The organism is Bradyrhizobium sp. HKCCYLS3070 (assembly GCF_051167575.1).
Lineage (GTDB): Bacteria > Pseudomonadota > Alphaproteobacteria > Rhizobiales > Xanthobacteraceae > Bradyrhizobium.
The window spans coordinates 181,349-204,398 of the sequence record NZ_JBNPTI010000006.1 but is presented as its reverse complement, the minus strand read 5'-3'; the positions used below and the strand labels follow the sequence as shown (position 1 = coordinate 204,398).

Annotated in this window: 17 protein-coding genes; 11 read left to right on the top strand and 6 right to left on the bottom strand. The window is 64.0% G+C overall.

Annotated elements, in window-relative coordinates:
• Nucleotides 1–7: 7 nt before the first annotated feature.
• Nucleotides 8–982, top strand: coding sequence for a hypothetical protein (locus ACQR03_RS20790; RefSeq protein WP_315753236.1), 975 nt, complete (start codon nucleotides 8–10; stop codon nucleotides 980–982).
• A 59-nt stretch (nucleotides 983–1,041) separates the two neighbouring features.
• Here ACQR03_RS20790 and ACQR03_RS20785 read toward each other — a convergent pair whose 3' ends face one another.
• Entirely contained in the window at nucleotides 1,042–1,947 is a 906-nt protein-coding gene (locus ACQR03_RS20785; RefSeq protein ID WP_315753238.1) for a TylF/MycF/NovP-related O-methyltransferase, read from the bottom strand.
• A gap of 538 nt (nucleotides 1,948–2,485) precedes the next feature.
• Here ACQR03_RS20785 and ACQR03_RS20780 point away from each other — a divergent pair.
• A complete protein-coding gene (locus tag ACQR03_RS20780) occupies nucleotides 2,486–3,454 on the top strand; it encodes a TylF/MycF/NovP-related O-methyltransferase (protein ID WP_315753240.1) in 969 nt (322 codons plus the stop codon).
• 5 nt (nucleotides 3,455–3,459) lie between these two features.
• On the opposite strand, the gene ACQR03_RS20775 is transcribed toward ACQR03_RS20780, so the two are convergent.
• From ACQR03_RS20775 to ACQR03_RS20765, 3 genes are all read right to left on the bottom strand, one after another.
• The gene (locus ACQR03_RS20775; RefSeq protein ID WP_315753242.1) at nucleotides 3,460–5,439 is read right to left on the bottom strand and encodes an acyltransferase family protein; all 1,980 of its coding nucleotides are present in this window, start codon (nucleotides 5,437–5,439) and stop codon (nucleotides 3,460–3,462) included.
• Nucleotides 5,417–6,460 (bottom strand): hypothetical protein, encoded by a 1,044-nt coding sequence (locus ACQR03_RS20770; protein ID WP_315753244.1) that lies wholly within the window; start codon nucleotides 6,458–6,460, stop codon nucleotides 5,417–5,419. Before ACQR03_RS20770 ends, ACQR03_RS20775 begins: the two co-directional genes overlap by 23 nt.
• Before the next feature lie 71 nt (nucleotides 6,461–6,531).
• Entirely contained in the window at nucleotides 6,532–8,493 is a 1,962-nt protein-coding gene (locus ACQR03_RS20765) for an acyltransferase family protein (RefSeq protein WP_315753246.1), read from the bottom strand.
• 540 nt (nucleotides 8,494–9,033) lie between these two features.
• Here ACQR03_RS20765 and ACQR03_RS20760 point away from each other — a divergent pair.
• Nucleotides 9,034–11,172 carry a TIGR04372 family glycosyltransferase gene (locus ACQR03_RS20760; RefSeq protein WP_316172939.1) on the top strand — a complete coding sequence of 713 codons (2,139 nt, stop codon included), beginning with the start codon at nucleotides 9,034–9,036 and terminating at the stop codon, nucleotides 11,170–11,172.
• 150 nt (nucleotides 11,173–11,322) lie between these two features.
• Here the strand turns inward: ACQR03_RS20760 and ACQR03_RS20755 are convergent, their stop codons facing one another.
• Both ACQR03_RS20755 and ACQR03_RS20750 read right to left on the bottom strand, forming a co-directional pair.
• Nucleotides 11,323–13,371 (bottom strand): TIGR04372 family glycosyltransferase, encoded by a 2,049-nt coding sequence (locus tag ACQR03_RS20755; RefSeq protein WP_316172940.1) that lies wholly within the window; start codon nucleotides 13,369–13,371, stop codon nucleotides 11,323–11,325.
• Nucleotides 13,372–13,524: 153 nt separating this feature from the next.
• The gene (locus tag ACQR03_RS20750) at nucleotides 13,525–13,794 is read right to left on the bottom strand and encodes a hypothetical protein (protein ID WP_315753252.1); all 270 of its coding nucleotides are present in this window, start codon (nucleotides 13,792–13,794) and stop codon (nucleotides 13,525–13,527) included.
• Nucleotides 13,795–14,174: 380 nt separating this feature from the next.
• Between ACQR03_RS20750 and ACQR03_RS20745 the strand changes: the two genes are divergently transcribed.
• The 8 genes from ACQR03_RS20745 to ACQR03_RS20710 all read left to right on the top strand — a co-directional run bounded on the left by ACQR03_RS20745 (nucleotide 14,175) and on the right by ACQR03_RS20710 (nucleotide 22,976).
• Nucleotides 14,175–15,386 (top strand): methyltransferase domain-containing protein, encoded by a 1,212-nt coding sequence (locus ACQR03_RS20745; RefSeq protein ID WP_315753253.1) that lies wholly within the window; start codon nucleotides 14,175–14,177, stop codon nucleotides 15,384–15,386.
• Complete coding sequence (locus ACQR03_RS20740; protein ID WP_434841821.1) at nucleotides 15,383–15,919, top strand: WbuC family cupin fold metalloprotein; 537 nt, start codon at nucleotides 15,383–15,385, stop codon at nucleotides 15,917–15,919. The genes ACQR03_RS20745 and ACQR03_RS20740 overlap by 4 nt, the downstream gene beginning before the upstream one ends.
• Nucleotides 15,916–16,656 carry an SDR family NAD(P)-dependent oxidoreductase gene (locus tag ACQR03_RS20735; RefSeq protein WP_315712830.1) on the top strand — a complete coding sequence of 247 codons (741 nt, stop codon included), beginning with the start codon at nucleotides 15,916–15,918 and terminating at the stop codon, nucleotides 16,654–16,656. Before ACQR03_RS20740 ends, ACQR03_RS20735 begins: the two co-directional genes overlap by 4 nt.
• Before the next feature lie 69 nt (nucleotides 16,657–16,725).
• Complete coding sequence (locus tag ACQR03_RS20730) at nucleotides 16,726–17,991, top strand: methyltransferase domain-containing protein (RefSeq protein WP_434841820.1); 1,266 nt, start codon at nucleotides 16,726–16,728, stop codon at nucleotides 17,989–17,991.
• Between the two features lie 145 nt (nucleotides 17,992–18,136).
• Entirely contained in the window at nucleotides 18,137–18,979 is an 843-nt protein-coding gene (locus tag ACQR03_RS20725) for an ABC transporter permease (RefSeq protein ID WP_315712833.1), read from the top strand.
• A gap of 32 nt (nucleotides 18,980–19,011) precedes the next feature.
• The gene (locus ACQR03_RS20720; RefSeq protein WP_315712834.1) at nucleotides 19,012–19,761 is read left to right on the top strand and encodes an ABC transporter ATP-binding protein; all 750 of its coding nucleotides are present in this window, start codon (nucleotides 19,012–19,014) and stop codon (nucleotides 19,759–19,761) included.
• Between the two features lie 42 nt (nucleotides 19,762–19,803).
• Complete coding sequence (locus ACQR03_RS20715; protein ID WP_434841819.1) at nucleotides 19,804–20,871, top strand: glycosyltransferase family 2 protein; 1,068 nt, start codon at nucleotides 19,804–19,806, stop codon at nucleotides 20,869–20,871.
• Nucleotides 20,868–22,976 carry a TIGR04372 family glycosyltransferase gene (locus ACQR03_RS20710; RefSeq protein WP_434841818.1) on the top strand — a complete coding sequence of 703 codons (2,109 nt, stop codon included), beginning with the start codon at nucleotides 20,868–20,870 and terminating at the stop codon, nucleotides 22,974–22,976. Before ACQR03_RS20715 ends, ACQR03_RS20710 begins: the two co-directional genes overlap by 4 nt.
• Nucleotides 22,977–23,050 lie beyond the last annotated feature (74 nt).

Genomic DNA, 23,050 nt, shown 5'->3' with positions numbered 1-23,050 from the left:
GGACAGCATGGCCTTGGGATCGATGATCAGCACCGCCAAGCAGCGGCTCAAGGGCGGCGTCAACCAGGCGCTCGGCGCTCTCGGCTACCGCCTGGTGCGGGCCGACACGCTCGACCGCCTGAATGGACATCTCAGTCCTGACGCAGCCCCCGCAGACAAGAACGGCACGGCGCAGCCGCGCCGGCTGACGCTGCTCCCGGCCGCGAACAGCGCCCCGCCGCTGTGCACGGCCCATGCGCCGAAGTTCGATCCGCACAAGACGCCGAGCCAGCTCGCCGACAAGATCGTCGCGTTCCAGCAGAACGGCGTCACGGTGATCAGCACGAATCCGGAAAAGGCGACCATGTTCCGGGAAACGGAGAGCTTCGATCGCGACGTCAGCAATCGCCACTCGGCGTGGGACTGGGCCGGCAACAGCGTCGCCTCCTACACGCAGGATCTGCAGACCGGGATGCCGTCGGCCGCCCTCGTCGACTATCTGCACGCGCTGTTCAGCGGCGGCGATTTCGATTCCTTCTTCCGCGGTGTGCTCGGCTGCCCGGCCAAGGTCGCCAATGTCCGGCTGGTGCGCTCGAAGCCGCATGTGACCGAGGGCGTCGGCCCCCAGGAATGGCATAGCGACCACTGTCCCGCCGGCGTCATTCGCGGCGTGCTCTATCTCTGCGATGTCGACGAGCAGACCGGTCCCTTCCAGTATCGCGACGCCAATTACCGGGAGCACACGGTTCTGGGCAAGACCGGTGATCTGCTGGTGTTCGACGCAACCCGCCTCATGCATCGCGGCAGCCCGCCGTCGCACAAGACACGCTCCGCGATTGATCTGGTATTCATGCCCCGCATGCCCGACGAGGAGATGACGATCATGGTCGCCGGCATGAACCACTGGCCGGCGGACCCGTTCTTCGTCAAGCTGCCGAAGGAGCGGACCGCAGACGTCCACGACGCGCTGGCCGACGGACGCCGGGCTGCCAGCCTCTATTGACGCATGGCCGCCCGCTTGCACCAGGAATGGAGGCAGGGGCTGGGATGCGCTCGCGCCTCTCATAAGGCGTCAGGCTTGATCATCAGGCCCTGTCCGGTGGGCAGTGCCAGGATCGCAACGCCGCGCTCGGCCGCGAAGGCGTCGAACGCTGCCTTCTGGGCCTCGTAGCGGACAAAGCCGTAATCATCGAGCAGGATCGGAGCGCCAGGCGACAGCTTGTCCCAGAAGTAGTTCGCGGCGGCGATCTCGGGGGCCGCATTGTTCATGTCGATCGAGAGGTAGGCAACCTTGCCGATGTCGACGCTGGTCAGCGTCTCCGGAACGCTGCCGCGGGTGATCACGACATCCTTGAACTCCGCGAAGTTCCTGACGACGTGGTCGTAGATATCCTCCCCGTAGCCGATCCGGAAATGCGGAATGTTGATCAGCTCCTCGTCCGCCAACTGCGTTTCGTCGACCCCTCGGAACGTATCGAACAGGAAGAATTTCCTGCCGACGCTGTTCCAATCGAAATAGGAGGCGATGGCCGTGCTCAACAGACCCTTCCAGACACCGCATTCGACGAAGTCCCCCTCGAGCCGCAGGGCGAGGCTGGCACACCACAGCGCGACGTGAACACGCCAGTAATAGCGATGGTCGATGACCGTCGATTGCACCGCGCGCTTGTAGGCGGCAACGAAGCGCGGCTCGCGCATGAAGTCGTGATTGTGGATCACGTGGGGATCATTGCGCAGTCCATCGAAATCGTAGATCGGAACATAGATGCCGTCGCCCGCCGGCGCCTCCTGTCCGGACTGCGGCGGTGACTGCTGCACGGCCGCTCCCCCGGCCGACAGCAATTCGACGGTGCGGCGTAGCTGCACCAGCTCGTCTCCCTGGACCCGGAGCGCAGCCGATTCACGCTGCAGCGTCGTGAGATAGGCCCGGCTGACCGTCTCTACCGGCTCACCATCGCGTGGCACCATGCGAAACTTGTTGGCTTCAACGCTGCTCCGAAAAGCGGCCTCCACCTGCTTGGCAACAGGGTCCGCAACGGCCGGCACCTCAGCGGGGACCGGGTCCGGTCCCCGGGCAGGAGGCGCTGCGGACGCTGCCGCGCGCTGAGCCGCCACCAACCGATCGATCGTCTCAGTTCGCACCAACTGCAAACCAACCGAGCGTAACATCTGGTTGGTGATACCTTTCCCAGCCGTGACCAGTCCCATCTGCCATCCCCAGCATCTACGCACAGAACCTGTAAGTTGTGGCAGGTCTCCGACACGTTGTCCAACGCTCGGACCGTGTAGCAGCCGATCGTGACCGCTGATAGATCGACGTCCAACGCTGTTCCCCGTGGAGATGATGCGCTCGCCTTCACGGAACTGCTCGGCGTCGCCGACCGACCTTTTCCTTGCACAGCCATCGCGGGAACGTTAAGCGGGATAGCCGGGCCGAAACGGTCTTGATGACCGCTTCTTTCGAGGTCGCATGGCGCCTGGGCTGCACCGCGTCGGAGATATTCGAATGCTTACCCCGTTGAAGAATGGGCTTGCAAATGCACTCTCGCCGGCGGCGCTCTACTGGCTGCGCTCGGTCAAGCGCGCAATCATGTCCGAGCCCCCATTGCCCTGGCCGGGTGGCCCCCATCAGGAGCCTGGAACGAACACGTCGTCCCCGCCTGTGATCGCTGCCCCCGCTCCGAGCGAGGATGGTCGGCCGATACAGGACATCGCACTCGAGAGATACAAGCTTCACCAGCTTCCTTCGCCAGACTCCTACTATACCTACGAAGACGTTCTCATCGTTGCGGCACAGGAAATAGCAAAGATGCTGACGCTTTCCGTGCAGTACATCAATGGGTCACACGTCTATGGCGACGTCGCCGAGTTCGGCACCATGGGAGGCTTCACCGCGAAGGCTCTTGCCACATCGATGGTCTTCGACCTGCAACGTCAGCCGCTGAGCAAGAGCGCATCCGGCGAGAATCCCTTTCGCGTTCTGAGATTGTTCGACAGTTTCGAGGGACTGCCGGAAATCACGTCTCCTGTGGACCTGTCATCTCCCCATGTGGTCTCCGGGGCGTGGGCGAAGGGCGGATGCAAAGTGCTGGCCGCACCGGAGCTGCGCGAGCGGATCGGCAGGATCATCCCGCCCCATCGTTTCGAGATCTATGACGGCTGGTTTGCAGACACGGTCAAGACACTGCCGCCGGAGACGCGTTTTGCGCTGATCCATTTCGACGGCGATCTCTATCAGTCGACGATGGACGCCCTGGTGCCGCTGTTCCAGCGCGGGATGGTCTCGACGGGGGCGGCGCTTCTGTTCGACGATTGGAATGCCAATCGCGCGCTTCCAAGCACCGGCGAACGCCGAGCCTGGCGCGAATTGGTCGCAGAGTTCGACATTGAAGCCAGTGACTGCGGCGACTACTCCATCGCCGGAAAGCGCTTCATCATCCACTCCTATCGCGGCATCCCGGCGGACCCGGAATAGCCGGCTCAACGAGACCGCTGCCGGGACGGACCGAGCAGGCGGTCGAGGGTGTCGCTCGCCAGGAAGATGGAACCGGGCACCGTAAGATGCCCGGCATCAAATGCCGTCAGTTGAGAGCCGCCGGGGCCGATGCGGCTGAGACATCCCTCGTCGTTGCAGAAGACATCACGCACCGAGATGTAATCGATCCCGAGCTCGCGGGTGAGCGCGCGAAGCAGCGCGTCGCGCCCGCGCGTCCATTCATCGTTGGAACGAAACCATGTTCGTTCCGGCAATATCTTCCCGGTCTGCCGATAGTACTCCAGCACGTTGTGCGACAGACCAACGCCTTGCCAGCCGGGCGGCGGACCCATCACGACGATACGACCGACCCCTTGCGCCCGGAGCTGCTCGACCGTGCGCGGTAGATCCTCGCGCAGCTCGGCTTCACCGTGGCCCCACGTCGCATCGAGGATGACAACATCGGGACGCAAGCGACCAATCCGCTGCACGACGTCAACGTTGATGCTCTTGCAGAATGGGCGCGCTGCGAGCGTGTAGCCGATCAGCGGCGGGCAGGCGGAGGCCGTGTACTGGGCGACGTCGTAGCCGCGCTCCGGCGAGAAGTGCAGCAGCCCCGGATACAGCGCGGCCCCGTAGGAGTCGCCCCAGATCAGCAACAGCGGCCGGCCTCCCTGCCCCGCGCAGTCGGCGCCGAACTCGGATGCGGGTTGCAGGATCAGCAGACAGCGGCCACGGCGCCAGTGCGACGTCGTCTCGCTGCCCGAGAGCATGAATCCCCTGATCTCCGGGGCGAACCGAACCGGCAATCCGCGCGTGGTGGTCGCAGTGATGCCGACCGCCCCCACCATGGTCATGGCGGCCAGCAACGGCCCGACCCGCCATGCGACCGGGGCCGCTCCGAACCTGAGCGGCCGCTCGATGGAACGCCACGTGACCCAGGCCAGCACGGCGCTGAGCCCAAGCACAGCGAACAGCGCCCATTCCGGGGCCGCGCCGGCGAAATGCAGCCTGGTGAAGACGAGGAGTGGATAGTGCCAGAGATAGAGCGGGTAGCTGATGAGACCGACGAAGACCAGCGGAGGCCAGCGCAACATCCGGTGAACCAGCGTGTCGCCGGTTGCGATCAAGAGCATGGCGGAAATCACGACAATGATGGTCCGGACGCCCGGCCAGGGCGAGGCTGCGCTGAAGCTGAAGAATGCCGCGAAAAGACCTGCCGCCGCGATCGCGGCGAGCAGGCTTCCGCTCGCCGCCGTCGTTCGAAGGATGGGACGCTGCGGCAACCACACCGCCAGGAGCGATCCGGCCAACAGCTCCCAGCCTCGCGTGGTTGGCGCGTAGAAGGCCCAGGCCGCCTGCTCGGCGGGGGTCGCCAGGCAGACCGCAAGCGAGCCAAGGCCCAGCGCTGCAACGATGGCCACCTTGTGCGACGGCCTGCGGGCGATCAGCACGAAGGCAGCCGGCCACAGGATGTAGTATTGCTCCTCGATGCCGAGCGACCAAAGATGCAGTAGCGGAAGACGCTCGGCGCCCGGATCGAAATATCCGACGATCTGCTCGTGCAGCATGAAATTCTCAATGAACGCTGCAGCACCCGTGATGTTGGACCCGAGTGCTTCCATCTGGGCCACCGGGAACACAAACCACGCGATCAGGAAGGTCGCCAGTACCACCGTGATCAGGGCCGGGAAGATCCGCAGGATGCGGCGGGCGTAGAACGTCGCGAAGCTGAAGCTCTTGTCCGCGCGCTGTTGGTCGATCATGCCCGTGATCAGATAGCCCGAGATCACGAAGAAGACGTCGACGCCGGCAAAGCCGCCGGGCAGCAGCTGCGGGAAGGCGTGATAGATGAGCACGACGATCACCGCGATCGCACGCAGCCCGTCGATGTCTGGCCAGTACTTCAACGCATGCGCCGTGGTCGCCTGCGGCGACGAGACGCTGCCGTCGGTTCGGTGGTCAACGCTGCCGACGATCGTCATTCTCGCGCATCCGTTGAAACGCACTGGTCGTCTCCAGAGCGCTGATAAGATCGCGGGTGAAGTCGCCGGCGCCCCTGCGATCGAGATGGCCACCGCCGTCCCAGCTCGAATAGTCGGTGCGCGCCGGCATCGCCGTTTCGATGCCGACGGCGTCAGCGATTTCGCGCACCTGAGTCCGACAGCCGTGGAAATTCGGCACCAGGGTGAGCACGACGGGCGCTCCGAGCGACTGCACCAGATCGCGCGCATTGGCAACGAGATCCGGCGTGGCGTGGCAGTCCGGATCGCGCGTCATCTTCACGCCGGGATTTCCATCGGCGAGAAAACGCGGAAACCCGCGCATGTCGGCCGCACCGGTCCGGTCGTCGCGCTCGAACGCCGGAATCGCGTTTGCCCTTGGCGCCGCAAAGGCGCGGCGGACATCGCGCGTCGCGTCTTCGAACCGCCAGCGCAGATTGCGCCGGACCACCTCGTAACGTGCGCCGAAGCGGCTGAGCGTCGTACTCGGGATCGGACGGACGTCGGCACCGAAGGAGCGGGTCAGGTTGCGGTGGAAGAAGCTGCCGCCGCCGCCACCGTCATCGGCATTCACGATCCAGAGGCGCGGATGAAGATGATGCTTGAGGGCGACCTGCCGCGCGAACTCGCCGCTGGCGACACCGACGAAGGCCATGTTGTAGAATTTCAGGCCATAGGTCCATTCGAGGCGGTCGCGAATGACGTTGCCATCGATCGCGAACGACACCAGCGAGGAGCCGAGGATGATGATGTCCGCCTGCCGCGCATGCTCGATCGAGCGGCCGATATTGTGGAAGAACAGATCCTGGTCCTGGATCTCGGTGACGCCGTCGCCACCGAAGTCGCGATACCACGCGGCGTCGCCCGGCCTGCTGATCGCGCTGAAATGGTCGCCGCCCTTGACGGCGAACCAAAGCGACAGGCCGCCCAGCATCGCGACGGTCAGTCCGAGCAGGCAACCCAGATAGCGCCGGCCGGCGCGGCCCGGTTCGCCTTGGCCCACATCCCCGCTTGGAAGACCCGCTTCCTCTGTCCGACGATTCATCGAGTGACCCGGGCGATCGGCCAACATGCCTATTTTTCAAAACCGGGCACAGCGTCCAGCGCCCGTCCGGCCACGAAGATCGCGCCGGGATAAGTCAGATGGCCGATGTCATAGCTCGTGAGTTCTGATCCATCCTTCCCGATGCGGGCGAGACACCCGTCATTGTTGCACATGATCTGGCGGGTCGAGACGTACTGGATCTCCAGTGTCTTTGCTTCGCTCTCGAGAAACGCCTCCTGAGCGCGTGTCCAGTTATCGTTGGAGCGATACCACGTCCGCGCCGGCAGCAGGTCATGAGTTCGGAAGTAATACTCAAGAAGATTGGTCGGCAAGCCGTCGCCTAACCAAGAGGCCGGAGGCCCCAGCAGAACGATCTTGGGAACGCCGACGGCTTTCAATCGCAACACCGTTCGTTGGAGCCCGTCACGAACCGATTCAGTTGGCCCATAACTCCAGGTGGAATACAGAAGCACCAGCTCGGGCTTGAGCTCAGCGAGCCGGTCGGCGACGAAATCATTCGCTCCCTTGCAGCCCGGTCTGTCCGTCTGAACAAAGCCAATCAGCGGTGGACAGGAAGAAGCGGTGTATTCCGCCACGTCGAACCGTCGCTCGTCACCAAGATATCTGAGCCCAGGATAGAGAGACGCGCCGAACGAATCACCCCAAACAAGCACGAGCGGATGACGCCCCTCCCCCGCGCATTCGGCGGCGAAATCGGCCGCGCTCTGGTCTGGTAGCAGCAGGCACTTGCCCTGACGCCAGTGGATCGATGTCTCCCCACCGGTCAGCATGTAGCTGCGAATGCTCTCTGGGATCCGACCGGGGAAGCCATTGGTACGATCGACGGACAGTCCGACCAATCCGAGCGCAGCCATGCCGCCCACAAGAGCTCCAATCTTGAGCAGCACCAGCCGCCGCCCGAACCGGATCGGCCGCTCGATATAGCGATAGGTCAGCCAGGCCAGCACGACGCTGGCGATCATGATGGCCCACATCACCGAAGGTGCGACCCCATCGACGAAATGGGTCCGCGCATAGGCCATCAGCGGATAGTGCCAGAGATAGAGCGGATAGCTGATCAGGCCGACGAAGACGCTGGCGCCCGCGCCCAGCACAAGGCGATGGACGAGTGTGCCGCTGGTCCCGATCAGCACGGCGGCGGCCAGCACCGGAACCAGCGTGAGGAAGCCGGGGTGCGGCAGCTTGCGATCATAGAGCCAGAACGCCGCGCCGATCGCCAGCAACGCAGCCCAGGCGGCGATTTCGCGACCGATGAGCACCGCCGGTCCCGGCGCATTGGCCGCGCCCCTGCCGCCGACCCACAACGCGAGCGCCGAGCCGACCAGCAGCTCCCAGGCGCGGGTGACCGGAAGATAGAACGCGTAATCGGGCGCCCGCGGCTGCACGACAACGCAGGCGACGAACGAGGCCGCGGCGAGCGCCATTGTGATCGCAAAGCTCCTGCGCCGCCACGCGCCGATCAGCATCAGCAACAGCGGCCAGGCCACGTAGTACTGCTCCTCGATCGCCAGCGACCAGAGATGCAGCAGCGGCTTCTTGTCCGCGGCGAGGTCGAAATAGCCGACCTGGCCGAGCAGGATGAAGTTCTGGATGAAGATCGCGCCGCCCGCGATATTGGTGCCGAGCGACTTCATCTCACGTGGCGGCAGCACGAACCATGCGATCAGGAAGGTGACGAGCACGACGATGATCAGCGCGGGAAAGATGCGGCGGATGCGGCGTGCATAGAAGTCGGCGACGCTGAACCTGCCCGACAGCATCTGCTTGTGGATGATGCCGGTGATCAGGTAGCCGGAGATGACGAAGAAGATGTCGACGCCGTAGAAGCCGCCGGGAACGGTGGTCGGAAATGCGTGATAGAGCAGAACGGGCAGCACGGCGACCGCGCGCAGGCCGTCGATATCCTTGCGATAACCGAGGGGCGTCGCGCGGGCCTCGTCGCGGGCAAGGTTCGGCTGGACAAAGTTCATCGGCTCGGGGCGCTCCAGGACAGCTTCGGCAGAAAAGCTGAATCCGTCCAAAGGACGTAGCAGTAAGGCCGCCGGCTGCCGACAAATTCGGAGATATTCACAAGTTTTTCCCGGACCTCACCGGCCGTCCGATGGCACGCAACGCGCTGACAACGGGACCAGCCTCGCGTTGGTGGTCTACAGGACGTCGACGGTCTTCAAGGCGCCCTCGCCATCCCCTTCGCTTACGATCGGCTCGCATGGGTGGCGGCCTCGCCATTGCGAAGGTCCACGATCTGCGTCACACCTCCAGATCGACAATCACGCACGAAAATGCGGACAAAGGCTATCTGTCGTCCAGTTCGTTGACAAGAGCGACGACATCGAACGAACCGAGATCACAACCTCGGGTCAGTCGGCTGTTCTACATGCCGCCCGCCTCTCGCACCCCTCCGGAGCGCCGCTCGCTCAACGGCTTGCGGCCGGCTGAATAGAACTATATTCGAAGAGCAGTATAGTCATGAGCTGCGCAGCCGTCGCGGTCGGGCATGGGGCTCCAGAATGTCCTTCGAGTCCATCCATCCAGATCCGGCCGGCCAACCCGCGCCACGCCGGCAGGGCATGATCCGATCACTGAAATCGAGCCTGGCTGAGCGTGGCGTAAAGGCGATCAGCTGGTACCTGAACGTCGTCGGCGAGCGGGCCGAATCCCTCAAGGACCTGATCTTTGCGCTGTTGCCGTTCCGCCAGGCATTCATGGTCGCACTCGTTTTTCACCGCTATGCACATCGAAATGAGTTCGACCGGCAGTTTCGCTATTTCTGCGGACCCGATCTGGACAAGGAAATGGGATGGGTGCTCGCCAGTCCCCGTTCGGATCAATACTGCAATGAGCTGATCCTCTTCCTTCTGATGTGCGAAAAGGACAAGCATGCTCTCCAGCTGTTTCCCAACATCGACTGGGGACGGGTTGACGATGAGTTCATGGAGGCGATTGGCAGGCTGACGAACAAGCTGACGTCCGGCTATTTCATGGAGTTGCTGGCGCAGGCCCACACGATCGATTGGATCGCCCTTCGCCCCCGGGACCTGCGTCGGTTTGCCGAACTGATCAACGTCATGCTGGAGCATCGGAACTTCCGTTATGAACAGAGGTCCTTCGAAGGACGACAATACGATGCTCGCAGAGACGGCGATCCCGTGCCGCTCGAGGCCCCTCTCGACCGTTACGTCCACGAATATTTCTGCGACAAGGAACTGATCGAGACCCTGGTCACTGAGCTGAACCTTGCCCGCTACGACGATATCCTCGCCGCACGCGAGGACCGCGGCCAATATTGGGAACGGTTTCCCGCCGACCATCCGCAGCGCAAGGTGCTGTCCGAGATCAACCTGTTCTACGCCTATCGCAACCTTCTGCTGACGACATACCACAGCGGCGAGGGGTTCCACGTCCCCCAGGTCTACACCAAGCTGACGGAGACACAGAAGCGCCTGCGCCGCCACCTTCCCGCTCCCAGCCCTCAGCTCAAGGCCCTTCTCAAGAAGCTCGACACCGATCTGTCGGACGTCAAGCTGCTCTCTCCGGACTGGAGCGCGTTGATCGGCCATAATGGCCACCTCAACGTTCATCTGATGATGCGCGAGATGGGGTGGTGGCAGGGCCAGCCGCTGCTGCTGGCCTACAAGGACCGGATAGCCAACAAGCCGTTCCTGTCGCTGTTCTCGGACATCTGTCCGACGCTCACGCTGGGCGAGAACGTCAGCACCGGCGTGTGGCACGAGCTCGCCAGCCTCACGCCCTTCATCGGCGATTCCCACCAGGCATTCCGCTTCGAGGACGGACGTGCGGTGTACTGGAACGATGCGGGGTCACTGGCGCTCAAGCAGTGGGAAAGCCGGCAGCGAACCTTTCCGCTGCGCGACATCTACGACCGCCGGCTGCTCGCCGACAACCGCATCGAGCTGACCTACCAGGACTACCGTCGCAGATGGGGCATGGCGGACGGCGACTGGTTCGTCTGCCTGCACGTGCGGGACGCCCAGACCCGGAATGATACCGACGGGGTCGGCGAATCCATCCGCAACGCATCGCTGGCGAGCTATCTCGATGCGGTCCGTCACATCACCGGATGCGGCGGCTGGGTTATCCGGATGGGCGGTGGCAAGGTGCCCCCGTTCCCGCAAATGGAACGTGTGGTGGACTATGCCCGCAGCGACGATGCATTTCCGGAGATGGACATTCATTTGATGCGCCGTGCGCGCATGTTCATCGGGACCACCTCCGGCTTTGCCTATGTGGCAAGCAGCTTCGGCATTCCGACCGCCATGGTGAATGCGTTGAGTTCGATCGGGCTGTTGTGGTCGAGGGACACCCGCTTTGCGCTGAAGCCCGTGCACAGGGCCGATGGCCGGATGCTGTCATTGAGCGAATGGACCTCGGAACGGTATCGTTGGGCCTATCCGACCCATGAATCCGTGGCGCGCGCCGAGCTCGTCGTGAGCGAGAGCAGTTCCGACGAAATTCTGGAAACCGTGCGCGAGGTGCTCGAAATCTCCGATCCCCTGCGGAAAGGACCCGCTCCTGGCGTGGACGGCAGCTGGGAACCTCACGTCCAGGTGCCGGGCTTCTTCGGCAGTTCGCGGCCAAGCCGGTATTTTCTGGAGAAGTACGCGAGCGACCTGCTGAGGGGCGAATGAGTTCGACGTGATCGACATCTCGCGACGGCCAGCACCTTGCTACGACCATGAGTGGGCCTGAGAGCTCGATATCGGCGTCTGTATGAGAGCGCGCGGCCTGATTCCGCAAGGGATCGAAGATATCGATGCGAGAGCGCTCGCGGAAATCCGTCAGTTCGAGACCTTGTCCGGCGCCAGAAATTCATTCTCGTACTTGGCAAGGTAGTAGGCGCTGATGCTGCCCGCGCCATAATAGTGTGATACTGAAAGCTGTCTCTTCCAGCGCGCCAGAAGTTGTGGCTCGGGACTCCTCGGGCATCGGGAGGCAAGATCGAGCACTTCTTCTGCGACGGCCTGGATCTCGTCCGACGTGTTGTTCTGCGGCTGAGCTCCGCTGCGGCTCAGAACACCGGCATCGAACAGGCGCCAGCGCCACGGACTGGAGGTGAGCTGCGCCTGGGTCAGGATGGTTCCGTTGGCAAGACGCACCGGCTTCAGTGCGAAGCGGACGTCACTGCTCCACAACTGCTGGTCCGTCGTGATGCAGTTCAGCAGCGCGGTTGGAATGCCCAGACTGATCGCGGCGTTCGTCAGCCCGGAGGTGGTGCCGATGAACATCCGGGCGTTCCGAATGAGACAAATGTCCATCAGTTCGGAGCGGAATGGGCTGAGCGGATAGTCGATCGCGCGCTCGAGGCATGGCAGCGCCGGCGAGTTCGGACCGCCGAGCCTGATGACCCAGCCGCCCCTGGACGTGATCGCGCGGATTGCGTCGAGATACGTTCCGATCGGCGAATTGCGATGGGTCTGGCCGGTGCCGTCCGTCTCTGAATAGTGGGAAGCATCACGCGTATGCAGGCATACATACCAATCGTCCGGCTTCATCCCCCAGGCTTTGCGCATCCGCCAGAAATCGTGCTGCACCTGCAGCTTTGCCCCATAGATCCGATCATACTCGTCTCGCAACGGATGGCCCCGGCCTTCCAGCTCCCACTGCGTGATTGCAAGCGCGCCGGCCTCCTGCCACGGCACCACCTCACCGTTCGGCAGCCGAAAGACGTTGAAGTTCATGCCGTACCAGCGCTGCAGGGATAGCAATTCTTCGCCCACGGCTTCGGAGACCGTCTCCCCGATGACGACGATATCGGCAAATCTCTCGAACAGCCGGATGAACGGCTTGTTGGCGACAAGGTTCAAACGCACGACCATCAGTGGCTTTCCGGACCACCACCCCAGCTCGCGCATTCGAAACAGGATGTCGAGCATCCCGAGATGACCGATCTGGGTCGACCACTCCTCGGGTAGGATCCGCAATTGATCCAGGGGAATGTTCAGCCTGCCAAGCAGATGGCTGACCTCTGCCGAGACGGCCGGGGATCCTTGGCCGCGCAAATCTTCCTGCGCGGCGAGCGCGCGAGTGAACAATCCAATCCCGAGATCACCCCGGCCGACGTGAGTGACTCGCTGGCCGGCGAAATTACAGAGATCATGTAGCCTGCCCGCCGCACCGCAGGCGAAGTCGAGCGGGTTGGGCTGGTAACTCAGCGCCGGGCGCGAAGCCATGTTTTGATGCGGACGCATGTAGCCGGGGAAGCCGCGGCATGCAATCGACATGCTTTCAATCGCGCCGGCCTCATCCCCCGCGATGATATCGAGCACCCCCTTGAAGAAAGCGAGATGACACTCCGCTTCCGATTCCGCTCGCAGAGGCCGCCGCGATGCCAGCCAATGCGCCTTGTCGAACTCGCCGACTTCGAACAGCGACCGGATCATCATGTTGGTCAGCGCGGGCGAATATTTGACGAGCCCATCCTGAACGATGAGATCATAGGCTTCGCGATCAGCACCGATCCGAAGCAGAAGTTCCGCGACCTCGACCGGAAAGTACCACCCGAGCCGTCCAGAGAATTGCTGGCCCGGATTCTTCGCCCGCAATGCAGCCACATGGACCTGATAGGCCCTTTCGAGCAGACGCCGCCCGCGAAGTTGCCCGATCTCCGAAAACAGCAGGATCAAAAAGGCCAGGCGAGGCGGCAGCAAACCCAGAATCCGGCCTGCCGCTGCGATGAGGGCGCGCGCCGCACGCTGCGGCTGGAGCAAAGTCAATTCTCGAAGGCGTGCAATTCCGGCCAGCAGGTCGCGTTGCCTGGGCGGCGGCTGGAACATACCGGATCTGCGCATCGGACTCAGCACACTTAGTGAAGCCTTGAAACGCTGCATCGGCCAACCGTCCTCCGCCTCCTTGAACCCCTCAAACCCATTCGCGGTTCCACGGATGCATGGGAACAATCCAGATCGAGGAAGGCGATCACGCAGGACGTCCAAGACGCCCGAATCATAGCCACACGCGTAGGCGGCATCTCGGTCTGACCGTCAAGTCAACCCGCGACTGATGATCGCAATGATCCCATGCAGCCACTGGGTGATCGGCAACAACCCCGACTTATCGACAACGAACAGAATTGTGGACCACAGCGCCAGCTGCTCAAGCACAATCCGTCCCAGTCCGACCGCAAGGAAAACGAAAGCCGTCAGCCCCGCCAGTAAGGAGTAGAGGAATCCGGCGCCGAGCGCGAGAAAAATACAGAAGTAGACCGTGCTCACACAGACGATCCGCAGGATCGTCCGGAGCGTCAGAAACATGTTTTTCACGCACGTGCCCCCTCTTGCCAATCCCAAATCGCATGGCGGAGCAACAGCCGCCAAGAGCCCCTGAGCATCGCATGTAGCATCTCGCCGTGACGACCAGGCAAATTGATCAGGAAGGTTCGCAGCTTTCTGACCAGTTCGACGATGAATACATCCGGGCGCGATTCCGAATCTGGTATCCAGAAAACGACCGCAATAGCAAGCTCCGGCACGGAGTTTGCCAATAGCTAAGCATCCGCGAGCCAGGCATCCGCGACCGTTGGCCCCTCGCGCATCTGTTGCAAGCTGAACATTTTACGTTGTATTGTTCGCAACTGCACTGCTATTGCGGCTCCTTCCGAATGGCAATATCCCTTCGCGGTCCAGCCGAACCAATGCCCACCAGATCCTCGTTCGGCTGCCGGTTATGCGGCCAGCCGATCACGACGCAGCCTCTCACGCTCGGCGTCCTCCCCGTCTGCAACCGCTTCACGCGTGACGGCCGCGTCGATCACTCGTCGGCGCTCGACGTCGTCGAATGCGAAGCTTGCCAACTTGTTCAGCTCCGTGAGTCTCCGCCTCCCGAGATCGTTGCTCCGGCGGTGCCGTGGATCAGATATCGCGAACCGGAAGGCCACCTCGATGCGTTGGTCGAACGACTCGTCTCGTTCAGACCCCTTGCGGGGCGCGCGCTGGGCACAGGCCCCTTCGAGCAGCCGCTTCTCACCCGCCTGGCTCGGCGAGGTCTGCAGATCGAGTCGCTCGATCTGGAGGAGAAGGGTTGCGGAGGGCGCTATCCCTATCTTGAAACCTGGCAGGCCCGCCTCAACGCGGCGGATCTCGCAGCTCCAGCCGCCTCGCTCGGAACATTCGACATCGTCTCCTGCCGCTATCTCATCGAGCACACGTCAGCCCCTGTCGATGCCTTGCAGGCTCTCAAGACCCTGCTTTCGCCCCAAGGCCTTCTGCTGATCGAGGTCCCCGACAGCAGCAAATTCCTCGCGGCGCGCGACTACTGTTTCCTATGGGAAGAGCACAGCTGCTATTTCGTCGAGGAAACGCTGCGCCGTCTGGCCGAGGAGAGCGGCTATCGCGTGCTGGCCCTGCTACGCTATCCGGGGGCCCTGGAGGATGCGCTGGCGGCCGTCCTGACCCCCGCGGGCAGTCCTCCGGCAGCGGTCTCACCGCGGCGGGGATCTTCCAGCCTGTTCCAAGCCTATCGTGACGATTTTGCTCCCACCCGGGCGCGGTTGCGCGGGAAACTGACGACCCTCGCCGGGCCGGACGGGGATCGAATCGCTCTGTTCGGCATCGGACATCACGCCATCATGTTCGCCAACGCCTTCGGCGTGGCCGACATGTTCGCGCTTGCCGTCGATGACGACCCCGACAAAGCGGGCTTTTTTCCACCGGGTTTCGCCGTCCCCGTGGTAGGATCGGATCGCCTGCTGGCTGATGGGCAGATCACCACCTGCCTGTTTGCCGTGGCACCTCACATCGAAGGCAAGGTGCGCGAGAAGCTCGCTCCCCTCGCTGCGCGGGGCGTGGAATTCCGCTCGATCTACGCCGCGCTCGACAACGCAATCACGAAGGACCTCGCTCCATGAGCCTCGTTCAAAAATCACCCGAGGTATTCCTGGCCGAGGGCCCCATTTCATCGGTGGGCGCGGCCGAGATCGACACCCTGAAGGCCGCGGTGAAGGCCAGCCCGAAGCGGCGGGCCCGCATCAACGCCCATCCGGACGGCGATGACAGCCTGCATGAAATGATCATCGCGATCGATTCCAGCTCCTACATCCGTCCGCACAAGCACCCGGGCAAGAGCGAGGCGTTCCACATCATCGAGGGCGAGGTCGATATCGTGGTGTTCGACGATGACGGCCAGATCGAGCGTGTCGTCGAATTGGGGCCGCCGGGCGGTGCGCGCCCCTTCTACTATCGCATGTCGAATGCATTCTTTCACACCCTGATCATCCGCAGCGACCTGCTGATCGTGCACGAGATCACCAACGGCCCGTTCCGCCCCGGCGCCAGCGTGTTCGCCGACTTCGCGCCCGAGGACAGCGACGCCGCCGGGGCCGAGGCCTATCAGGCCGATCTCGTCCGGCGTGTCGCCGCACGGCAGGGCGTTGCCGCATGACCAGCCATGCCGTCGTGGTCGGCGGCACCCGCGGCCTCGGCCGCGTGGTCGTCGAACGCTTCCTGGCGCGCGGCTGCGCCGTCAGCGTCGTGTCGCGGCAGCGCCCGGCCGATTTTCCCGATCAGCCCGGCTTGAAGCATTTTTCCGCCGATCTCGAGCGCAGCGAGAGCTTTGCCGGGCTCTGGGGTGAGATCGCCGAGGCCAACGGCCCGGTCCGCTACCTCGTCCTGAGCCAGCGCTTTCGCGGCCAGGGCGATCCCTGGGCCGGAGAAATCCAGGTCGGCCTGACCGCCTCGCGCGACCTGATCGAGGGATTTTCCGGCCATTTCGCTGACGATGGCGACCGCGCCATCGGCGTGGTCAGCTCGGTCTATGCCGAATTCGTCGGCAGTTCGCAGCCGGTCGGCTACCATGTCGTGAAGGGCGGCCTCAACGCCATGGTCCGGCATTACGCCGCGACGCTCGGCCGGCGCGGCATCCGCGTCAACGCGATCATGCCGCTGACCTATCTGAAGCGCGAATCGCGCATTTTCTATGAGCAGAACGAGAAGCTGATGGAGACCTACCGCAAGCTGGTCCCGCTGGGCCGGCTCGGGACGGCCGAGGAATGCGCCGACGCCCTCGACTTCCTCTGCAGCCCGCGCGCTTCGTTCATCAACGGGCAGAGCCTGTTTCTGGATGGCGGAGTGTCCACAGTCTGGCAAGAAGAGGTCGCCAAGAGCTTCGCCGGCCTGTAAAACCCGCCGCAAATTCCTCTTCGGCCGACCGTCCCGCCTGCGGGATCGCCAACCCAGGATCGACACCTCATGCAGCACGTCAAGCACAAGACCGATTGCCGCCTGTGCGGCTCGACCTCGCTCGATCACGTGCTGCCGATCAGGCCTTCCGCGATCGGCGACGCGTTCGTGACGGCGGACCGGCTGGGCGAGAAGCAGGACCTCTACCCGCTCGACTGCTATCTTTGCCTCGACTGCGGCCATCTGCAGAATCTCGACGTCGTCGATCCCGACATCCTGTTCCGCGACTACACCTACCGCACCTCGGTCTCGCTCGGCCTCGTCGAGCATTTCAAGCGCTATGCGCAATCGGTGGTGTCCTCGCTCGCCATCCCCAAGGGCAGCCTGGTCGCCGAGATGGGCAGCAATGACGGCTCGCTGCTCAAGGCGTTCAAGAACGAGGGCATGCGCGTGCAGGGCATCGACCCCGCCCGCGACATCGCGGCGACCGCCACCAAGGAAGGCGTGCCGACGATCCCGGATTTCTTCACCAGCGCGCTGGCGGCCCGCATCAAGTCGGAGCAGGGCGAAGCCAAGCTGTTCTGCGCCAACAACGTGTTTGCGCATATCGACAACATGTCCGACGTCGTGAAGGGCATCCGCCTCCTGCTCGCCGACGACGGCGCCTTCGTGTTCGAGGTCTCCTACATCGTCGACATGATCGACAACATGGTGTTCGACACGATCTACCACGAGCACGTCTCGCATCACGCGCTGATCCCGCTCGAGACCTTCCTGAACCGGCACGACATGACGCTGTTCCACGTCGAACGCACCGGCACCAAGGGCGGCTCGATCCGCGCCTTTGCGCAGCCGAAATCGACCGGCAAGCGGCCGCGCTCGGCGGAGCTGTCGACGCTGATCGCCGAGGAGGAACGGCGCGGCGTCACCAAGCCGCAGATCTACCGTGACTGGTTCGTCGCCATCGAAAACTGCAAGCGCCGGGTGCTCGCCACGCTCGACGAGGCCATCGCCGCGGGCAAGCTGGTCGCGGCCTACGGCGCCTCGACCACCACCACCACCCTGCTCTACCATTTCGAGCTGGAGAACCGGATCAAGTTCATCGTCGACGACAACCAGCTCAAGCACGGCCGCTTCAGCCCGGGCGCCCACATCCCCGTGCTGCCCTCCAGCGAGCTCGCGTCGCGCAAGCCCGACATCGTCGTCATCCTCGCCTGGATCTATGCGGACCCGATCCTGAAGCGCAACCAGGCCTACCTGGACGCAGGCGGTCGATTCCTGGTGCCGCTGCCGGAGCCGCGGATCGTCGACGCCTCGGGCTCGGTCGCGATCTGAGCCGCGGCGGCGGCCTGAGCTGACCGGTTGACAGTGCCCTCGTAACATGGTCCAGCAAGCCCCGGCGATTGGCCGCCGGCGTGGCGGGCGTCCAACCGCATTCAGCTGGTAAGACAAACACTTACGGCTCTCGTGAGGTACAAGGATGACCACCCTGACCGATGGACAGGTCGAGCGGTTCGTGGTTGCGGATCGGCGTCGCATCTCCTGGGCGCGCTGCCGCGAGGACATCGCGCCTTTCATCACCCGTCACGTCACCTGGCGCGCGCTCGCTGCCGGTGACATCCGATCGAAATACCGCCGCACCATGCTGGGCCCGTGGTGGATCACGGCCACCAACGCGATCACCGCCCTGATCATGGGCACGGTGGCTGGCCGCTTCCTCGGCGCCGACATGAAGACCTACCTGCCCCACTTCATGGTCAGCATGACCATCTGGAGCTTCATCTCGTCTTCGCTCAGCGAGGCCTGCTACACGATGATCAATGCAGGCGGCATGATCAAAGCCGTCGACATGCCGATCCTGATCCATGTCATGCGCATGGTTCAGCGCAACCTGATCATCTTCCTGCACAACATCGCGGTGATCCCGTTCATCTGGCTCGTCTATCCATGGTCGGTCGGGTTCGGAATGGTCCTCGCCATCCTCGGCCTGATGATCGTCTACGTCTTCGTCGTCAGCGCCTCGGTGATCGTCTCGATGATCTGCGTGCGCTATCGCGACGTGCCGCCCGTCATGGCGGCGGTGCTGCAGCTCCTGTTCTTCATCTCTCCGATCATCTGGGAACCGTCGAGTATCCGCGGCGGCGAGCTCATCGTCACGCTCAATCCGATCGCCTATCTCTTGTCGGTCACGCGCGGTCCGCTGATGGGCGACGTTCCCGGCCTTGCGACCTGGGCCGGTGCCATTGGATCGGTCGCGGTCCTGACCGCCGCCATGATCTATATCTACACGCGCTATCGGTCGCGCGTCGTGTATTGGGCCTGACATCATGGCCGGGAGCTCTGGATCCGCCTCGAATGACTCTCATTGAAGCCAAGCAAATCGGCATCGAATTTCCGGTCGCGCCGCCGAACGCACGATCATTCCGGCATCTGGCCATCAAGGCGGCCTCGCGCGTCGGCGGCCGGGTCTCGAAGAGCGACGGCTCGTTCCAGTTCGTCCAGGCGCTCGATGACATCAGCTTCACCCTGAAGCAGGGCGACCGGCTCGGCCTGATCGGCCACAACGGCGCCGGCAAGACCACGCTGATCCGCGTGCTCGCCGGCATCTACGAGCCGACGCGCGGCTCGCTGCGGACCGTAGGGCGTAACGTTCCGATGTTCGACATCGGTCTCGGCATGGACGAAGAGGCCTCGGGCTACGAGAACATTCGCACCCGCGGCCTCATCCTCGGGCTCTCGCCCGAGGAGATCGAGCAGCGCGTGCCCGAGATCGCCGAATTTGCCGAGCTCGGCGACTATCTGGAGCTGCCGATCCGGACCTATTCCTCGGGCATGCTACTGCGTCTCGTGTTCTCGATCGCAGCCTCGATTCACGGCGACATCATCCTGATGGACGAGTGGATCGCGGTCGGTGACGCGCAGTTCCGCAAGAAGACTCACGGCCGGCTGCAGGACATCACGATGCGCTCGGGAATCGTCGTGCTCGCCACCCATGATCATGGCCTGCTGCGCGACACCTGCAATCTCGGGCTCTATCTCGATGGCGGCCGCGTGCGGGCCTTCGGCGCCCTGGACGACGTTCTGAAAGAGCTGCCCAAGGTTTGAGCGGCCGGGCTCGACAGCATGCGGCAGGAAGCTCGCTGAACCATGACCACGACGACCGCCCGCGCTGCCTCCCCGACCGTCACGCTGGTCGTCCCGAACTTCAACCACGCCCACTACCTGCCCGAGTCGCTCGGCAGCATCGCGAACCAAACCCGCGCCCCCGACCGCGTCATCATCATCGACGACTGCTCGACGGATGACAGCATCGCGGTCATTTCACGCTTCGTGGCGAGCCGGCCGAGCTGGCGACTGATCCGCCACGAGACCAACCAGGGCGTCGTGCGCGGTCAGAACGAGGCGCTGGCGATCGCGGACACCGAATGGATCGGTTTTCTCGGGGCCGACGACGCGCTGCATCCGGCCTATCTCGAAAAGGCGATGGCGCAGGCGGCCACCCATCCCGAAGCCGGCTTCGTCTTCGCCTGCTGCGAGATCATCGGCCCTCAGGGACCGTCCGCAAAACGGATCCTGCGGCCGGTGATGCTGCCGGCTTCCGCATCGGCGATGCTGGCGCCGGCCGACGTTCGCCACGCGCTGCGCTTTGGCGACAACTACTTTTCGGGCACCACCTCGCTCTACCGCCGCACGGCCTTGCAGGCGCTCGGCGGATTCGACGTCAAGCTCGGCTCGTTCTCGGACGCGTTTCTCGCCCGGCGGCTGGCATTGACCTATGGCTGCTGCTTCATCGCCGAGGCGCTCGGCTACTGGCGGATTCACGGCCAGAACTATTCGACGGCGACCGCAACCGATCCGGCTTCGCTCAACGCCAAGCTCGCGGAGATCGGCGCGCTGATTGCGCAAAGCAGGCTGTTCCCAAAGGGGTATGAGGATGTGTTCGCCCGGCGCAATCGCTTCGGCGCCGCGCGAATGGTACTGGGCGGCGATACGGCAGCGTCGGCCAAGGCTGCGCGCGTATCCGCCTTGCTCGACGGCAATGCGCTCGATACGCACCTGCTTGGGCTGATGTTGAGCCTCGGCTCAAGCGGCCGCCTTGCTGCGCTAGCTTGGATCACGTTGCGGACGCGGCCGATGTCGCTGTCTCGCCTGCTCGCCCAGACCGCCACACGACGGGCGATCTTGTCCGCCACGCCCGGCTATCGCGCGTCATGACGGTCCGCGCCCCCTTCGGCTCGCTCCGGCGCCGCCTCGGTGCGAAGGCGGCGCCTGCGCCGATCCGCGCGACGCCGACGGCGCCACCATCGCCGGAGGCGCCGCGCAGCCGCTGGTCGCCGCGGACGTGGCTGACGGCCTCCGCATTTCGTCTCTATGCGTTCCTGAGCGCGCGGCGCCGGCAATTGCTTCCGCTGACCACTCGCGCCGCGAACATCGTCGACAGCAGGCTCATCGTTGCGCCGGCCGGGGCGACGCTGCTCCGGCTGATGGACCGGCAACTGGCAAGGGGATCGCGCCTCGGCCGTTTGCTGGCGCTGACGACCTCGACCACGTTGGCCGCCGCCGCGCAGGTTCATCTCGCCGCAAGCCGCAAGCCGAGTGCGCTGCGTGCGGTGCGGATCTTGAACCTGATCTTCCGCAGCAACGTGCGCGCGCGGGCCGGTGTGGGCGCGCAGGCCTATTTCACCACGCTGGCGCTGTGCAGCGCCTATGACCGGATCGTGCGCGACGTGCCGCAGCCGGAGACGATCGACAGCTTCGCGATCAATTTCGCGGTCGGCGTCGCCCACATGTATCGCGGCAATCTGCCGGTCGCGGCCCATTTCCTGACAGCGGCTGCGGCCTCCGGCGACGGCAACGCGCTGCGCAAGCTCGGCGCCGTCCATGCCCTGGCCGGCGACCACGTCCAGGCCGCCGCTTGCTTCGAGGCGTCGGTCGCACGCGATCCCCGCTCGGTGATGGCGCACCAGAACTATGCCGGCGGCTACGATCCGTCGACCTACACGCCGAGCGCCTGGGAGCTGGAGCATGCCGGCGAGCTCCTGATCTACGACAATCTGATCCAGCTCGGCGAGAACTTCTATCACCAGGGCCGCTACGAGGACACGTTCCGCTGCTATCAGGCCGCGCTCGACCATCAGGACGCCTTGGCGGCCAAATGGTCGATTCCCGACGCGCTGATCCGGCGCATTGCCGGCGCCAGCAGCATCTTCGATCCCGCGCTCCCGGTCCGGCTGCTCGGCTACGAATGGGTGACGCTGATCGGCCACATCGGCTTCATCGACTGCCATTTGCGCATGGCCGCGCTCGGCATGCTGCCGCGGGCCAACTACGTCCTGCTTGCTCCGGCGAGCAAGGTGGTCAACCAACCGTTCCTCAGGCTGTTCGCGCCGCATGTCACGATCGTCGAGGACCCTGCTCTCGTCCACGACCTGCTGCCCTATCAGCGGCTGGTCGGCGACCAGTTCATCGCCGTCCGCGGCAAGGGCGGCCTGGCCGAACCATGGGCCCACGCGGCGTCGCGCGCGCAGGTCGCCTGGGCCGAACAGCGGCGGCTGCCGATCGTGAAGGTCCCACCGGAGCTGATGGACACCGGGGCTGCCAGGCTGCGCGCCGCAGGTGTCACCGCGGACTGGTTCGTCGCGATGCACATCCGCGAGGGCGGCTATCATGGCGACGGACCAGGCACCACGCGCCAGCATCGCTCCGCCAATGTCGGCGATTACCTGGACGCCATCGCCGCAATCACCTCACGCGGCGGCGCCGTGGTCAGGCTCGGCGATCGCAGCATGACGCCGCTGCGCGGCATGGCCGGCGTGTTCGACTACGCGCACAGCGACATCAAATCGGCGGAGATGGACCTCTATCTCTGCGCCGCAGCTCGTCTGTTCGTCGGCACGACATCGGGCCTGACCACGGCCGTGCAGGCGCTGGGAACGCCGATGCTGCTGGTCAACTGCATCTCCAACGACTGCCAGTTCTGGCATGACCGCACCGACTTCACCGTGCGGCCGGTCTATGACCGGCGTGGACGGCGCTACCTCTCGCTGCGAGAGACCTACCGCCAGCCGCTGCAGGCGCTGCTGATCGACACCGCCGTGCTGGCCCGTCACGGGCTCGAAATCCACCCCAATACCGCACAGGACATCACGGCAGCCGTCCGCTACAAGCTCGATTGCCTGGACGGAACCGGCAGATCCCTGCGTGAGGGCGGCCCGCAGCTTGATCGCTATCGCGCAGCGCTCAGCAGCAACCCCTACAATTTTGGTGCTGCGCTACCGGTCCCCGCGTTCCTGGACCGTCTGCCCGAGCTGCTGCATTGAACGCGTAACCCGGCCTCGGTTCGATCAACGCCCGCGACGGCCATCGCGGGTCGTTTTCCAGTGCTTCGGGGCTC

What these genes read in the sequence shown, in the direction of transcription:
- ACQR03_RS20790 (WP_315753236.1), top strand. Translation starts at nt 8, where the DNA reads ATGGCCTTGGGATCGATGATCAGCACCGCCAAGCAGCGGCTCAAGGGC.
- ACQR03_RS20785 (WP_315753238.1), bottom strand. Translation starts at nt 1,947, where the DNA reads ATGGTGCCACGCGATGGTGAGCCGGTAGAGACGGTCAGCCGGGCCTAT.
- ACQR03_RS20780 (WP_315753240.1), top strand. Translation starts at nt 2,486, where the DNA reads ATGCTTACCCCGTTGAAGAATGGGCTTGCAAATGCACTCTCGCCGGCG.
- ACQR03_RS20775 (WP_315753242.1), bottom strand. Translation starts at nt 5,439, where the DNA reads ATGACGATCGTCGGCAGCGTTGACCACCGAACCGACGGCAGCGTCTCG.
- ACQR03_RS20765 (WP_315753246.1), bottom strand. Translation starts at nt 8,493, where the DNA reads ATGAACTTTGTCCAGCCGAACCTTGCCCGCGACGAGGCCCGCGCGACG.
- ACQR03_RS20760 (WP_316172939.1), top strand. Translation starts at nt 9,034, where the DNA reads ATGTCCTTCGAGTCCATCCATCCAGATCCGGCCGGCCAACCCGCGCCA.
- ACQR03_RS20755 (WP_316172940.1), bottom strand. Translation starts at nt 13,371, where the DNA reads ATGCAGCGTTTCAAGGCTTCACTAAGTGTGCTGAGTCCGATGCGCAGA.
- ACQR03_RS20750 (WP_315753252.1), bottom strand. Translation starts at nt 13,794, where the DNA reads ATGTTTCTGACGCTCCGGACGATCCTGCGGATCGTCTGTGTGAGCACG.
- ACQR03_RS20745 (WP_315753253.1), top strand. Translation starts at nt 14,175, where the DNA reads ATGCCCACCAGATCCTCGTTCGGCTGCCGGTTATGCGGCCAGCCGATC.
- ACQR03_RS20740 (WP_434841821.1), top strand. Translation starts at nt 15,383, where the DNA reads ATGAGCCTCGTTCAAAAATCACCCGAGGTATTCCTGGCCGAGGGCCCC.
- ACQR03_RS20735 (WP_315712830.1), top strand. Translation starts at nt 15,916, where the DNA reads ATGACCAGCCATGCCGTCGTGGTCGGCGGCACCCGCGGCCTCGGCCGC.
- ACQR03_RS20730 (WP_434841820.1), top strand. Translation starts at nt 16,726, where the DNA reads ATGCAGCACGTCAAGCACAAGACCGATTGCCGCCTGTGCGGCTCGACC.
- ACQR03_RS20725 (WP_315712833.1), top strand. Translation starts at nt 18,137, where the DNA reads ATGACCACCCTGACCGATGGACAGGTCGAGCGGTTCGTGGTTGCGGAT.
- ACQR03_RS20720 (WP_315712834.1), top strand. Translation starts at nt 19,012, where the DNA reads ATGACTCTCATTGAAGCCAAGCAAATCGGCATCGAATTTCCGGTCGCG.
- ACQR03_RS20715 (WP_434841819.1), top strand. Translation starts at nt 19,804, where the DNA reads ATGACCACGACGACCGCCCGCGCTGCCTCCCCGACCGTCACGCTGGTC.
- ACQR03_RS20710 (WP_434841818.1), top strand. Translation starts at nt 20,868, where the DNA reads ATGACGGTCCGCGCCCCCTTCGGCTCGCTCCGGCGCCGCCTCGGTGCG.